Raw genomic sequence first — 16,073 nt, forward strand, 5'->3', positions numbered from 1 at the left:
AGTTCTTTAAGGCGTTTAACATCCGAAGCTTCCATACCACCATATTTTGAGCGCCATTTATAAAATGTGCTTTGGCCGATGCCATGTTTGCGGCAAATTTCAGGCACAGGAATACCTGACTCAGCTTATTTGATCATGCTAACAATTTGGGTTTCGGTAAACTTGCTTTTTCTCATCGTAAATTTTCCTATTTTAGTTAATGGAAAATTCTACTTATGAACTGTTTCATTTTTTGGGGGAGTTACAGCATGACCTCGCATATCGCATTTTTACCTGAAAAAGATGTAGCGGTTATTGCGCTGACAAATCAATGGTCACGAGCAGCACAAGGTCTCACAGCGACTATCCTGGAGCACTATATTGAAGCAGAACCTACAAATTACATTGATGTATACATTGAAGGTAGAAAACGATATGAAGCCTACATAAAACAGCAAAAGAAAACAGAAAAGCCTTTGCAACCGGGCACAACCAAACCTCCTATGCCGCTTACTCAATATGCCGGCACTTACAAGGATAACTGGTATGGCACAGTGGATGTCACAGCTACAGGGTCAGAGCTTAACATTAAGTTTTCTCGTGGTAACGCGTTAACTGGTGAGCTTAAACACCTAGAAGGCAACCGATTTGTTGCAAAATGGTACGACCGAACATTGAATGCAGATGCGTTTGTTAACTTTGACGTCGACTTCGACGGTAAGGTGAGTGGATTCAAAATGAAAGCGATAAGTGCAAGCACTGACTTTTCTTATAACTTTCATGATTTAGACCTAAAAAGGGTGAGCGAGTAGCTATTGAGCTAGGCGCTAATTTTTAGATTTGAGTGAGCCCACTTATCTTTTAAAAATAGATATGGGGCTCATAATTAGTGCTTTATGTTACAAAGCATTATTTATGACCAATGTGACCAATGGGGTCACCCATTAATTCTGTATGACGCCTTTAATTATGTATCGATATAGCTAATCACAAATAAATGGAATCAACGACTCAGCCCCTTTGACTCCCGCTTGTAAAAAACCTCGAAATAACGAAAAGTTTGTCTGGAATATTTTAATAATATTTGTAACCACATGATTATATTGCTAATAAAATAAAAATGAATTCATGATAACTTCATAAGCGACTCACCAAGCAGAGATAGTTAATCTTATCGTCAACAGCAGAGGGGACAGCCTTAGAGCGAGCTCCTCTAAACAGATAGATAAAATAATAAACTTAATGTAAGGATTTTCTTATGCTTTTAAACAATGTAGCAATGGCAGTAATTCTGGCTGCAACATTAAATGGCTGTAGTCAGTTTCAATCGTCTGAAAACATAAAATATGCAGGTGCAGAATTTATTGAACAAAAACAGGTTGAGCGCGGTGATATTGGTATCGCATATGAAAAGTTTGAATTGGATAATGGCCTAACCGTTATTCTACATGAAGACCATTCTGATCCATTGGTGCATGTGGATGTGACTTATCATGTTGGCTCTGCACGAGAAGAGCTGGGTAAGTCAGGGTTTGCTCATTTATTTGAACACATGATGTTTCAAGGCTCAAAACATGTGGCAGATGAAGAACATATCAAAATGGTGACTGAAGCTGGTGGAAAGCTAAATGCCACAACGAATTTAGATAGAACTAACTATTTCCAAACCGTCCCTGTAAATCAACTGGAGAAGATGCTCTGGTTAGAGTCAGACCGTATGGGTTTTTTTGCTCAAGGTATTACTCAAGAAAAGTTTGAAGTTCAACGTGCTGCAGTAAAAAATGAACGCATGATGCGTTATGACAATGTCCCTTATGGGCAAGGTACCGAAAAGGCGCATCAAGCCCTGTATGACTATGGACACCCTTATTCTTGGATGCCAATTGGATATATGTCTGATCTAAATAGAGCTGATGCCAACGATTTAAAAGCCTTCTTTAAACGTTGGTATGGCCCAAATAACGCGACACTTACGATTGGTGGAGCAATTAGTCGCGATGACGTCTTACCATTGGTACAAAAATACTTTGGTTCAATACCACGAGGTGAGGCCGTGACCAGCGCTGCAAAACAGCCTGGTACATTGAGTGAAACTCGTTTTGTGTCGTACGAAGATAATGTGTCACTACCACTGATCAGAAAAACCTATCCGACGGCCTATATGGGGCACAAAGACGAAGCCGCATTAGATGCGCTGGGTTATTTTATTGGCCAAGGTGAAAGTTCAATGCTGCGTCAAAAGTTAGTTGATACTCAGCAAGCTGTCCATGCAAGCTCTACGCATATGTGTTTTGAATTATCTTGTCAGATGATTATTATCGCACTGCCACACCCTGTAAGTGGTAAAACGTTGAAGGCGCTAAACCAAGATATTGAAACCTTAGTGAGTGACTACATTGAAAATGACCTGACTCAAAATGACATTGAGCTATTTATTACCAAACGAGAAGCAGAAATTGTTAGAGCGCTGCAAAGTGTTCAAGGTAAAGTGTCAATGCTTGCCGAGTTTGAGACTTTTCATAATAGTCCTGACTACTTGAGTCAGCAGCTAGCAAGTATTAGAGCGCTAAAAGTAGATGATATTAAGCGTGTATATGCTCAATATGTTGCTAACAAACCACATACTGTGCTCAGCATTGTACCTAAAGGCAAGCCGGAGACAGTGGCGAAACCTGACAATTATACACCAACATTTTTCGAACCAGTAGGCACTGAAACGGCAAAAGCTGAGGTAGAGTTACCGGTTATCGTAGATACTTTTGACCGCAGTATAAAGCCTACCTCTGGTGCTGCAAAAACGCTTAAATTACCAAAGCTTTGGAAAACAAAAACTTTGAATGGTATTGAAGTGTTAGGTACAGAAGATGCTGAAACGCCTACTACAACCTTACTATTACAAATTCCAGCCGGTCGCTTATATGACCCCGAGCAATTACCAGGTCTTGCATTATTAACGGTGGAAATGCTAACTGAAGCCACAACCCAACATACAAAATCAGAACTCGCTCAGCAGTTAGCTAAACTTGGTGCGGAAATATCATTTGATGCTAAACCTGAGCACATTGAAATTGAAGTGTCGACTTTAACCAAGAATCTAACGCAAACATTAGCGGTGTTGGCAGAGAAGTTATTGCAGCCTAAATTTGCTGAATCAGATTTTGAACGCGTGAAAGGCCTTGTCATGGAGTACAGTAAAGCAGAGCGAGATAGTGCTGACTTTTTAGCGGATAGTGCATTAAATGAAGTGATGTATGCAAGAGGAAACTACAGTAAACCTTGGTTACCTACTGTTGACGAGCTTGCAAAACTAGAGCTTACCGATATTAAATCTTATTACGCCAAACAAGTTCGCCCGCAAGGTAGCAAATTGTCAGTAGTGTCTGATATGGCACAACCTAAACTGATTACCGCATTGGAAGGAGCATTATCTAAGTGGCAGGGTAAAGGTGAGCTTACCATGACTAAACCAACACCTGCGCAGTTAGACAGCAACACGATTTACCTTGTGCACAAAGAAAAAGCACCACAGGCGCAGATTAGGGTAGCAACGCATACTGTGGCTGCAGACTTAACCGGTGAGCATTTTAAAAATCAGATTATGAACTTTGCGTTCTCAAATAGTTTTAACAGCCGTATGACGCAAAACTTGCGAGAAGATAAAGGCTTCACCTATGGTATTCGTGGCATTTTCTCTGGAAATCGAGACACTGGACACTATGTGATTTCTTCAGGCATTAATGCTGAAAATGTGGCTGATGCACTAAACGAAATTCAACATGAATTAAACTTGGTTAATACATCGGGACTTACAGACAAAGAAGTGGAGTTCACAAAAAATGCCATTGCCCAAAGAGATGCACTGAAATATGAAACACCAGCTGCAAAATTAAGCTTCTTTGCGATGATGCACGCACATAATGTTGATTCAAGTATTGTAGAAACACAGGCTAACATTATCGAAAAGGTGACTAAAAAAGAACTAAACCAATTGGCTGCTAAGCACCTTGTACCAACAAATATGACTTACATTGTAGTGGGTGACGCGCCTTCATTGACAACGCAACTAGAAGCTAAAGGCTTTAAAGTTAAAACATTAACCATCCTATAAGTTAAACAAATTGATCCCAACCGTGGCGAGCACTCTGTGCTCGCCATTTTTTTTACTCGACTTTTAACAAATAAGCGCATATCCAAGTCGTATTTTTACTAGGTACTGGGAAGACGGCAAATACGTGGTAACGAAGTACCAATACGATGCAATCTATTATTTGTGCTGACATGTCCTAGCGTTGATATAACTTAATTTCATTATGGTATCGAGTGATGTAAGAAATCAGCAGTTTGTCACCATGTGCATCTAAATAGTAGATGCCAGAGTCGGCATTGACTGCGGACTTTATATCCCAAACGGTTTCAAGGGTATTATCGCCATTAAGCTTAAATACAGACTGTCGATTATAAAGGTAAATATCACCATTGGCTGCCGTTATCATGGGTCTAACCTTTTCACCGTTCAAACTATGGTGCAGGGCTTCTCCCGATATTAATGGGGTGACTTCGGTGGTTACAACGTTTAATAGTGCAATGTCTCGATTGCTAGATAGAGTGACAAGCTGGGTATCGTCATACCAATCAATACCGACAATATTGCTAGCAGGAAAAGTTTTGCTTTGTTGATCTCTGATAGAGATCACTTCAATTATTTTATCATCCGTTATTTCATGGGCGCGCAACTGTGCCACTCGATTATTGTATAGGCGGGTGTCACCATTCTTTTCGTTATCTGGCATCGTGTATAGTATATCGAGTGAGCCTAAAGCTCTTACTTGAGCGACTTTATTCACAGTCTGCTTAACCAATATTTGCCGCTCGGTAGGATCGGAGTCTGTGATGGAATATCCAGCACTCAGCTGTGTGATAGGACTATATCTATGATGTTGGTCGATTCGAATTACACTATATGACTCGGTGTCCTTAAAGAGCGAATCCGTGTAGGCAAACTCCCCCTCTCCAAGATAGGCCATAATCACTTCGTAGATCTTGGGTTTAGCAAAAGCTGTTGACTCGCCCGTTTTTAAATCAATGACATAACTGTCATGATCATAGCCATAAGTCGTCATGAGTAGCTGACTCTTTGACATAGGCAAAACGTATGATGTTGGTTCTACTGCTACTTTCACAGGTGGTAGCTCTGTTAAAGTTTGCATTGAATAACGCTTTATTTCGCTGCGGTCATGGTCAAACCACAACACCGTTTTTTGCTTAGGATCCCAATTTGCAGCCCATAATAAATGTGTATATTCAGCTAATTTCAAGGTTTTATGGCCATTTAGTGTGGTGACTAATAGCTCAACCTTATCACCAATGTTACGCGTAAAAATTAACTGTTGTGTATCGGGGATGATTGCAAGCAAGCGATCACCAAAACCATGATTGCTGGGTGTCGTGATGCGAGTTTCTTGCTGTGTATTAAGGTCGTAACGATAAATGGCTCCGAGGTTGGGTACCCCTAAATACCCCCATCGGCTATACACAATTTGTGCTTGTCCAAAATCAAATATTGCGTTGATAGAACCGCCAGAGCAAGGGAATAAAACTTGATCGCGGTCATTGGTGTTAGGAGATAGGCGATGTTTGCGATATTCGCACACCGATTGCTCTGAGTCTTGCTCAGCTTGGTGTAGATAGTAAATCCAATTACTGTCTGCGGACCACCCTAAAATAGAGCTGTTTGTCGGTATGCTTAGCACCTTCTCATGTTGGGTGGTGAGATCCATTAGTCTTATCTCTCCTAGTGCATTCGCTTCATTGGTCGCGGATTTAAAGCTATAAGCAAGGTAGCGCTGATCTGGAGAGTTGTATAATTTGCCGTGATGGCCTCGATACCACGAGAGAATTTGATTGTTAAATGTTGTAGCTTGTGGTGGCTGATGGTTATGCTCAGAAGTTTTACGGGGCATCACTACATATAGAGTGATGGCAATAGCTGCCAAGAAAAAACCGGTAAACGCAATAAGATAATATTTATAAGGCTTTGATACTTTGCTTTTTTTGTAAATGGGAGTCTCTGCTTCAGGGGGCGGCTCTGTTGCATCTTCTAGCGGTACAGTAAAGCTATAGCCTTTTCGGTAGTGTGTTTTAATCACTGGTTTTGGTTGCAGATCAGAAGCCAGCTGCTTTCTTAGCTCGAATATGACACGGTTAATTGTATTATCATCAACAAAATTAAGTTGCCACACGTTTTGTGCAAGCTCTTGGCGAGTAATGATCCGGTTTTGATTTTGAATAAAATACATCAGAGCTTTAAAAAGTAATGGTTCTAGCTCCTTACTTTCTTGGGCATTACTGATAGTTTGCGTGGCTGTATTCAGTTGCCAGCATCCAATATCAATATAGTTCGGGTGCGTTGTTTCGAGATCCATGAAAATTCCAAATTAGTGACGAGTAATACAACTTATTTAGGGTCTGTTGAACTTTGCGGTTTAATTTTTTCGTATTTTTTGGTCGTGACGCGCAGTTTTCCGCCTAGTGATCTAAGTAAAATTTAAGCAACAATGAACAATGCCAACTCAGGTAAATCCAAAGGGCCGCGCTCGATTAGCACTTCTACTGTGTTGCTCCACATTGAAGTAGGGTAAGGTGACTTTTTAGGAGTACATAGTCTTTATCGACTGACTTACATAGAATGAATACGCTACGCAGACACTGCCTTGTATAAATACCACTCAAACTACTGCAACAACACACTTGATGATAAACAGATCCTAATATCGATATTATCAAAGATTTTAAAAGAATATTCAGCAGTTATTACTTATATCCTTGAAAATTAACAGCTATGAGCGCTGTTTGTGGGTAAAAAAAGCAGTTATATTGTTGAGACAAGCGCTTTAGTGGTTGGGGTTTAATGTAGATATAATAGGGTCAGGTCGAACTCTTTGGCCATAAATACTACAGATGCAAAACCTGAATCTGTAGTTTCTTGTACATGGAATCAAAATCCAAAATCAACGACTCTGATCCTCTTGGTTCGAAAAGACTAGGTTAAAAAAAACACTTACAACTCTTGTATTATTTTTATTCACCCATATGTAGTAATAAGCTCATTTTGCAGTAGGGCTATTCCTTTAAAAATAACTCATAGGAGTAGTTTATGACAGATATTGTCAAAGTAAAAAAAGCATTCAACTTGTTCTATTCTAACCTTGGTAAAGAACTTCAACTCGCAACTTTAGAAAGCCTAACAGGCTGGAAAAAGAGCACTATCAACACATACTTTAATAAAAAATGGAGAGGCCAGATTCTTACACGAGTAAGACCCGGCGTATTTAAGGTAGTCATGGATGCTAAAATGAACTTTGATAATTTCTTCGACTTGCACACACAAGTTGATAAAGGAGTTAGATAACACCTGTAACTAATTACAAACTTAACTATTAAAAATAAAGTGAATTAACTTTATATCTGCTTTCAAATTAGCATTTGTCGCGTTGGCGACTACAACCAAGGGGAGGCTGCCGCCGGTCTCCCCTTGGAACCCCACGGCGCCCTTCGTCACACTTATCGTGCAAAATATACGTTGCGAAGCAAGATTACTTTTGCGCAAGGTGAAATAAGCAATTTTAACTGTTGTTTGAATAACTCAAGAACGTAAACGCCATGAAGGTACATCCATGTACAAGCATGGCTTGGCTCGCATCCATGCGAGCGCATTACTCATCAATTCATTCTTTTCAGGGTGTGATAAAAGGGAAAGGGTGTTGCCTGTAAGTTATGGAAGTATGGTCAGGCTAGAGTTGGCTTTAAGCTAATAGGGTCAAAATGCACAATGCAAGACCTGCCCCTGTTGATTACTAAAATCATAAAGTCAAATTTTTTGGCCGTAAATACTATAAATGCACAATTCAAGATTTGACCCCTTTGATTTGACTTGTCGATTTCTCAATGCTGAGTATCTTTGAACTTTCTGAACTTCCTCTCTAAATAAAGAACAAATGGCAAACTTATTAAAAACTTAACAAATTCTCCCGATAAGAAAAACGAACCAGAAAACCCTACTGCTATTATGACCCCAAATATTTGTACCCATTCAAAAATATCCCTGAACCTCTGCTTACTTGATAAGTCAAATTTCCATATCAAAACACAAAAAATCAAATATAAAAATACGAATACATCTAAAAACATTTTAGTTCCTTTAATTACCTCTCATAGAAAATAACGAGCATAGAAATGGATGAATGTGTCACTCACTACTTGTCTTTAGTCTAACTCTTTGTCGCGTTGGCGACTACAACCAAGGGGAGGCTGCCGCCGGTCTCCCCTTGGAACCCCACAGCGCCCTTCATCACACTAAAACCTTCAAACAACAAATTGATATGAAAGTATTTTAACAGGACAGCCACTTTAATTTTTAAAAACAGAAAGCCAACAACAAAGTCTGTATGCAGACTAACCAATTCAAATATCTAAACCCAAAAAGGTAAGTAAATGATTAAAAACCAAGGGGGTGACGTAAAAGTATAATTAAGCAACGTGCCTATCGATAAACAACCAAGTAAGTACAAAGAAGAGTATGAGATATTTAGGCAAAAAGCCTTTGGCATTGGGTCAAATTGCTGCGCCGCTGTAATTGTACGTGGTCACAATAGCTTTGCAGTGACTGTTCACGCCCTACTGCCCCTCTAAAAGACTTGGTAAATTGCGTGGTAAGTTTTAGCCAGTTTTCAGGGCAAATATTTAACCTAGCTAAAATAGGCTGAGAGGAGTCGATTGAACCTCTTTTATCTACACGTATGCACTGCCCTGTTTGCTCTACCAGCTGTAGATAATTCTTAAATTCAAAAGGCAGACCTTTAGGCATATGTTTTCTGGGACTACCAGAGAAGCGAAGTAAACTCTTGGGCTGCTTTCCCTCTTTTGCTGATTCAATACGTTTTTTAATGCTCGTATGCTCTGATGTTTCTGGCGTTTTCGCCATCTTAGCGCGAATAGGATTTAAATCTACATAAGCCATACACGCAGCTAAGGCGGCTTCATCTAATAGCGCTTGTGATTTAAAGCGGCCTTCCTACAAATTTATAGGGAATAAATTTGAACGCTTTTAAGCGGCCCGAAGGGTGAGCGCCATGGATGGCAGCGAATAAAATCGGCCTGTGCAGCTGTCTTCTTTATTGGCTTTTCGGGCGATATGCTCATTTAAAACCCGCATAAACCAACTGATATCAGACAAGCGCTGCCTAAACTCTTTTATTTCTTTTGCTAAAAAGAACTGCTGACCTTTATCTAACTTTTCACCAGCCAAAAACTTTTGTGTATGGAGCGTGCCTTTAAACAGTTTATGCCAACGGATTAGCACTGCTTTATCGCTGAGTCTGTTTGCTTTTTTATCGTCAGCGTATAGTACAAAGTGGGTGTGGTTACTCATAACTGCATACGCACAAACATCAATACAAAATACTTTAGATATCTGTTGCAGTTTATCTTCTATCCACTGTCTTCGATGCTCGTAAGATTTTCCCGTATGCGCATCTTCACCACACAAATAGGCACGACGTACACAACGTGAAATACAGTGGTAGTACTTGGTATCGTGCAAGCTCACCTGCTGCTCTCGTGCCTTTGTCATTGTATGTGCCTACTTGAAAGTCTTAATTTTAAAAGTAGGCGATGGGTGTTTATTGGTCAATTTTTGAGGTGGGTGTCCTGTTTGTTGTTTGTTTGTTGTTGATATGGACACGCTGCTGGCACCGAGTATTTTGTGGAGCGAACGCTTGGGGTAAGGCAACTTACCTAGAACCAGATGGGTGACTGGTGCGGATGATTATCCGACATCAAACTAAAGAAAAAACGGGCGCGAGTGAAGATTGAGTGACTAATGTTTTATGCTGAAAATAATTCGGCAGAAATTCACTCGCGCACTTTACAACGGCTGACTAATGGGTGACTCCGCTGATTCATATTTGCCTACTTGAAAGTCTTCAGTTTAAAAGTAGGCGATGAATATTTATTGGTTAATTTTGAGGCGGGTATTCATTTTAGACCTTCTCCACACATCAGCACTCTACTTTATAAAATAAAGCAGCTCATTTTGTTCGTCTCTAGATACATTTGAACTATATGGCCAAACATCAAACTTTCTGCTCGCATACTGGATAAGTCCTGCACCTTGAATCTTATAGTAATTGTTACGTGATGAATCAGCATCACTCAAAAACACAACTGAATAATCAAGTGAGGAAAGGCTGCACCCTGAATCTTCGTAATGCCATAAAGTGCTATAATCAGAAATTACAGTAATATTTTCAAGCTGGTTAATTGATGTGGGAATTCGGCAATCATTAGCTGAAATAGTCGATGCATCCAATAGCGAGACTTTTTGAAACTCATCCTTGAACATATAGCCAAAGGTCATCGTAGCTCTCAATGCCTGCCATTTGTTCGATTCCATCACACCGTAGCTTGCAGGAGAAATGTTTGGTAGAGAAGTTATTTGCTGAATATTGTCTTGGTGATTGGCAAAGAGTGTCCAGCCACCTCCTTGTGTTTCCATATCACAGTAGACTTGAAATGGTTCAATAGAACCACTTTCCGAGTCTGGGTCTATCATATATTCGCCACTGGGCAATTCTGGGTTTAAATGATGGAGCATGTTACAAGACTCTGTCACAGGCGCTGTAAATGGAGTCTCTGAATTGTCCCCCACTTTTTCCACTAAATTGCCATAAAGCTCGACCTCATCCACTTTAATATAAGTCAAATCACCATAGTTTGACTTAATCACCAATCTGAAATATTGAGCTATCACTGGCTGAGATAATGTCACAGTGTCGTCCATTATTTGCAGTTCAAATTGTTCATGTTCGACAAATTGAGTACCATCAGTTGACACTTGGAGCACAACATTTTTTGGACTACGATTAGGGTAAGTCAGGTTTGCCACCCTAAAACCTGTTACCTGAGCTGTTACACCCATATTAACTTCCAACCACTGCTGTTCATTAGCGTAAGAAATCCAGGTACTTCTTGCTTCTTGTGCTCCACGGTTTTGATTAATAGCTTTAGAGCTATATCCCCAGCCATCAAAAGCAGAAGAAGGGAGGTCTCTTGAATACGTCCGAGATGCACTATAGCTAGCCCGAGTCAAACCATTTGTACCAATGAGTGCAATATTATTTCGCTCAGAAAACTCGGTGTATGTATTCTTATATTTAGCGCTATATCTCAGAGCCATACTGTCTGAACCGTAAGAAGACTGGTCAGTGGCAAAAACATACCCATTTATATCTAAAATACCAATAACTTCGTCAACATGGTCTAACTCCATGTCTCTGGATTGCTCTTCTTGCAAATACATAGTTCCAAGATGTGTACCATAACGCTCGTTACTCATGAGAACACTTGTGTTACGAAACGTAATTTGCTCATTGAGTTTACCGACACCATTAGGACTGTATATCGCCAAATAACCTATGGTTTCGGCAGCATGATTTCCACCCAATTCCTGTTCATACAAACGAGAAGCAAATCCAAATTTAGTCACACTACTTGCACGAACTGTAAAGGCTTCTTCACCATTTTGTGTTTGAGGTGACAAAATAACTGTTGGTGATGTTGTGAATGGTTGAGAAAAGCGCATTATTTTAGAACTTGTAGCTTGATTGTAGCTTCCAATTTCCCAAATACTGCCATCTGGCATTAAATGTCGACCTTTTTCTATAACCATATACGGAACAGTTTCAGTTCCATGTGCCTGATCTAGATAAGGCCATTCCAAGAAATGAACGTTAACCTGCTCATCGTTCAGTGTTACTGATACTACTCCAGGTTCAGCGTCATTTATGGTAGGTAGACCAAAAAACACAATAGGTTTTAAGAAAATCTGGTTCAATGTAATTGTTGTTGATTGGCTGGATATCTGCTGCTCTCCAACTTGAACCTCAATGGCAAAGCTGGGCAAAACAGACAAAGCAGCGAATGTGTAAAAATAAGGTAGTAGTTTCATAATGTCCTTGTTATTTCTATTTATAACTAAAAGCATTGTATAACAATACGTTGCAGATAAATTTTTAGAGAGTTCCAAGTGTACTGTACAACTTAATAATTGTCTCGGTAATGCAGGCCTTTCGTAGAGGGCATTAATGACTCTCAGTAACTACATAGTTCGAACTATCAATAAGCCGCTCCTGGAAATAATTGGCATATGACATACAAATATTGTGCTTTGATTTTAATGGCTAGGTACGCGAGTATTACTAAGTTATAACAAGATTAGACCTCATATTACTCTGCCTTAAACACAACTAATAAACCACTCCCCTCTACCAAACCTGAAAATTAGGGCTAACAAGGGTCAGGCTTGCATTTTGCAACCCTAAACACAAAACCCACAGACAACTCCCCTCCCCTTCTATCACGCCTGAAAATAAGTAATTGATGAGTAATGCGCTCGCATGGATGCGAGCCAAGCCATGATTTCGCCAAGGATGGCGAATACATGGCGTTTACGTTCACATCAATTGCGTTTTGAAGATTAAGCGTGTTAGAGGGGCGCCGTGGGAGTCCAGAGGGCGGTCGGCGGCAGCCGCCCTTTGGTTGCCGTCGCCAACGCGACAAGGAGTCAAATTGAAGGCTGATTTCAAACATGTCGCGCTAAAGCACGACCTACAGGCGATAACAAATCGCGGCATAAAGCCGCTGCTACCGAGGTGTTTTATTCCCTTGTAGTTCGTCGTTCACGGCGACAGTGTTGTTAACCTGTCGCACCAAAGGCTGACCTACACACCATAACAAGACGCGATATAAAATCGCTGCTACCGAGATATGTAAAGCCAAAAACACACAAATCCAACCCACAAAAAAACCGCCTTAATTACTTAAGGCGGTTTTTTAAATCATGGTCCCGCTAAAGTACGACCTTCGCTCAATTACTCTGCATAAGTCTCAACTGCAGGGCAAGAACAGATCAGGTTACGGTCACCTAGTACATCGTCGATACGTGTCACTGTTGGCCAGAACTTATCTTTAGCAACTGCTTTCACAGGGAATGCCGCGTAGAAACGGTCGTATGCACGGTCCCACTCGTTGCCAAGTACGTCAGCTTGTGTGTGTGGTGCAAATACTAGTGGGTTATTTTCAACAGACCACTCGCCGTTTTCAACTTTACGTACTTCTTCACGAATTGAAATCATCGCTTCGATGAAGCGGTCAATCTCAACCTTAGACTCAGACTCAGTAGGCTCAATCATTAACGTGCCCGCTACTGGGAACGACATAGTCGGTGCGTGGAAGCCGTAGTCCATAAGACGCTTAGCAATGTCCATCTCAGTGATGCCAGATGCTTCTTTAAGTGGACGTAAGTCAACGATACATTCGTGTGCAACACGGTTGTTTTGACCACGGTAAAGAATTGGGTAGTGCTCGCTTAACTTCTCAGTTAGGTAGTTTGCGTTCACGATAGCCATTTCAGTTGCATCTTTTAAGCCTTGGCTGCCCATCATTGTGATGTATGCCCAAGAGATAGGTAAAATCGCCGCTGAACCGTAAGGCGCTGCTGATACTGCACCGTTGCCTTCAGTTGTACCCGGTACGTTGATAACGCTGTGGTTAGGCATAAATGGCGCTAGGTGCGATTTAACACCGATAGGACCAACACCTGGGCCACCGCCACCGTGTGGGATACAGAATGTTTTGTGTAGGTTTAAGTGCGATACGTCTGAACCGATTGAACCTGGGCTAGTTACACCTACTTGCGCGTTCATGTTCGCGCCGTCCATGTAAACTTGGCCGCCGTGCTGGTGAACAATCTCACATACTTCACGGATAGACTCTTCGTATACACCGTGTGTAGACGGGTAAGTTACCATGATACAAGATAGGTTCTCTGACACTTCTTCTGCTTTCGCTTTAAGGTCAGCCATGTCGATGTTACCGTCGTCGTCACAGGCAACAACCACAACTTTCATGCTTGCCATTTGCGCAGATGCAGGGTTAGTACCATGTGCTGAACTTGGGATTAAACAGACGTTACGGTGACCTTCGCCACGTGACTCGTGGTATTTACGAATAGCGATAAGACCTGCGTATTCACCTTGTGCACCTGAGTTAGGCTGCATAGATACTGCGTCGTACCCTGTGATGTCTACTAACCAGTCGTGTAGCTCACCAATCATTGTTTGGTAACCTTGCGCTTGGTCTAGCGGGCAGAACGGGTGAAGTTCTGCGAATTCAGGCCAAGTTACTGGGATCATCTCAGCGGTCGCGTTTAGTTTCATGGTACATGAACCTAACGAGATCATTGAGTGGTTAAGTGCTAAATCTTTGTTTTCAAGACGCTTGATATAACGCAGCATTTCAGTCTCGCTGTGGTACGAGTTGAAGTTAGGGTGCGTTAAGATTTCGTCGTCACGTACTAGGCTTGCAGGAATACCTGTGATGTCGTCTGCAGATACTTGTGCGTCAAGTGCTGCAACATCAAGACCGTGGCCTTCACCTAAGATGATGTCGAATAATGCTAGTACGTCTGCACGTGTTGTTGTTTCGTTCACAGATACTGAGAACTCACCCGCATGGTTCGTTGCAAAATTAGTCTCTGCCGCGATTGCGCGTGCAACGATCTCTTCTTTGTTGTCAGCTACCACTGTGATTGTGTCGAACCAAGTGTCATGCTTAAGGCTTATACCTTTCGCTTTAAGACCTGTCGCTAAGATGCAAGCGAAACGGTTGATGCGCTGTGCAATCGTCTTAAGACCTTGTGGACCATGGTAAACCGCGTAGAACGCAGCCATGTTCGCAAGTAGTACCTGCGCTGTACAGATGTTTGAGTTCGCTTTTTCACGACGGATGTGCTGCTCACGAGTCTGCATCGCCATACGAAGTGCATCGTTACCTAAACGGTCTTTAGATACACCGATGATACGACCTGGTAGTGAACGCTTGTACTTGTCGCGTGTAGCGAAGAATGCTGCGTGTGGACCACCGTAACCCATAGGTACACCAAAACGCTGTGCAGAACCAAGTACTACGTCAGCGCCTAGTTTACCTGGAGCTTTAAGTAGCATTAAGCTCATGATGTCAGCTGCAACACAGGCAATCGCTTTTTTATCTTGTACTTGTGCGATTAGGTCAGTGATGTCTACCACTTCACCTGTTGTTGTTGGGTACTGGAATAATGCACCGAAAATTTCATGGTTAGCTGCATCTGCCGCAGGACCTACTACCACTTCGAAACCAAACTGCTCTGCACGTGTTGTTACAACGTCGATTGTTTGTGTGTGAACGTCGTCAGCGATGAAGAAGATGTTTGCTTTTTTCGCTTTAGATACGCGCTTAGCAAGTGCCATTGCTTCTGCTGCTGCAGTAGACTCATCTAGTAGAGATGCAGATGCTAGGTCTAGACCTGTGATGTCAATCGTCAACGTTTGGAAGTTTAATAGTGATTCTAAACGACCTTGAGCGATCTCAGGCTGGTATGGCGTATATGCTGTGTACCAACCTGGATTTTCTAATACGTTACGTAAAATTACATTCGGTACGTGTGTTGGGTGGTAGCCCTGACCGATGTAAGATTTGAAGATTTTATTTTGGCTAGCAACAGACTTTAGGTAGCTTAGTGCTTCAACTTCTGTGCGGCTCTCACCCACTGCTAAACCCTGCTCTAAACGAATACCAGCTGGTACTGTTTGCGTGATTAGCTCTTCAACGCTTGATACGTTAAGTGCCGATAGCATGTCGCTCACTTGTGCCGGTGTAGGGCCAATATGGCGGCGGATAAAATCTTGCTTTTGCTCTAATTGCTCAAGAGATTTAGCGTTTGACATTAGTCTAGATTCCTATGATCCAAAAAATTTAGGGGGTTAGTGCTGATTCCTGCTGCGGGTACTGCTCTGGCTTCAGCTTTACCAACTTATCGCTAAGTTGATGAAAAAGTTCTGTACTCTGTATGGTTTAGTACGGACCTTTTTGTAAATACCAATCTGCTTAATTAAGCGATCAATTTTGAGGCTAGAAAAACTGCTTGATAGCAAGGCAAAAGTTTCGTTATTTAGTTATTCTAAATGAGAAACTTTTAACACCGCTAGCATCAGTTTTAATCA

Annotated in this window: 6 protein-coding genes and 2 pseudogenes; 3 read left to right on the forward strand and 5 right to left on the reverse strand. The window is 41.4% G+C overall.

Translation table 11 applies throughout. From position 1 onward, the window contains the following. Positions 1-176: pseudogene (locus tag ABMY35_RS00005) on the reverse strand (transposase); the annotation flags it as partial. 72 nt (positions 177-248) lie between these two features. Between ABMY35_RS00005 and ABMY35_RS00010 the strand changes: the two are divergent. Both ABMY35_RS00010 and ABMY35_RS00015 read left to right on the forward strand, forming a co-directional pair. Then, positions 249-791, forward strand: coding sequence for a DUF3471 domain-containing protein (locus ABMY35_RS00010; protein WP_349284485.1), 543 nt, complete (start codon positions 249-251; stop codon positions 789-791). 446 nt (positions 792-1,237) lie between these two features. Next, positions 1,238-4,087 carry a pitrilysin family protein gene (locus ABMY35_RS00015; protein WP_349284486.1) on the forward strand — a complete coding sequence of 950 codons (2,850 nt, stop codon included), beginning with the start codon at positions 1,238-1,240 and terminating at the stop codon, positions 4,085-4,087. A 175-nt stretch (positions 4,088-4,262) separates the two neighbouring features. Here the strand turns inward: ABMY35_RS00015 and ABMY35_RS00020 are convergent, their stop codons facing one another. Beyond that, a complete protein-coding gene (locus ABMY35_RS00020) occupies positions 4,263-6,401 on the reverse strand; it encodes a winged helix-turn-helix domain-containing protein (RefSeq protein ID WP_349284487.1) in 2,139 nt (712 codons plus the stop codon). A gap of 731 nt (positions 6,402-7,132) precedes the next feature. On the opposite strand from ABMY35_RS00020, the gene ABMY35_RS00025 reads away from it, so the two are divergent. After that, positions 7,133-7,387, forward strand: coding sequence for a hypothetical protein (locus ABMY35_RS00025; protein WP_349284488.1), 255 nt, complete (start codon positions 7,133-7,135; stop codon positions 7,385-7,387). Between the two features lie 1,176 nt (positions 7,388-8,563). Here the strand turns inward: ABMY35_RS00025 and ABMY35_RS00030 are convergent. The 3 genes and pseudogenes from ABMY35_RS00030 to gcvP form a co-directional block, all read right to left on the reverse strand. Further along, a pseudogene (locus ABMY35_RS00030) lies at positions 8,564-9,607 on the reverse strand (transposase). Positions 9,608-10,042: 435 nt separating this feature from the next. Next, positions 10,043-12,061: a fibrinogen-like YCDxxxxGGGW domain-containing protein gene (locus ABMY35_RS00035; RefSeq protein WP_349284489.1), complete on the reverse strand. Its 2,019-nt coding sequence runs from the start codon at positions 12,059-12,061 to the stop codon at positions 10,043-10,045. Between the two features lie 844 nt (positions 12,062-12,905). Then, positions 12,906-15,797 carry an aminomethyl-transferring glycine dehydrogenase gene (gcvP, locus tag ABMY35_RS00040; protein ID WP_349284490.1) on the reverse strand — a complete coding sequence of 964 codons (2,892 nt, stop codon included), beginning with the start codon at positions 15,795-15,797 and terminating at the stop codon, positions 12,906-12,908. Positions 15,798-16,073 lie beyond the last annotated feature (276 nt).

This window comes from Pseudoalteromonas sp. BZB3 (assembly GCF_040104455.1).
Lineage (GTDB): Bacteria > Pseudomonadota > Gammaproteobacteria > Enterobacterales > Alteromonadaceae > Pseudoalteromonas.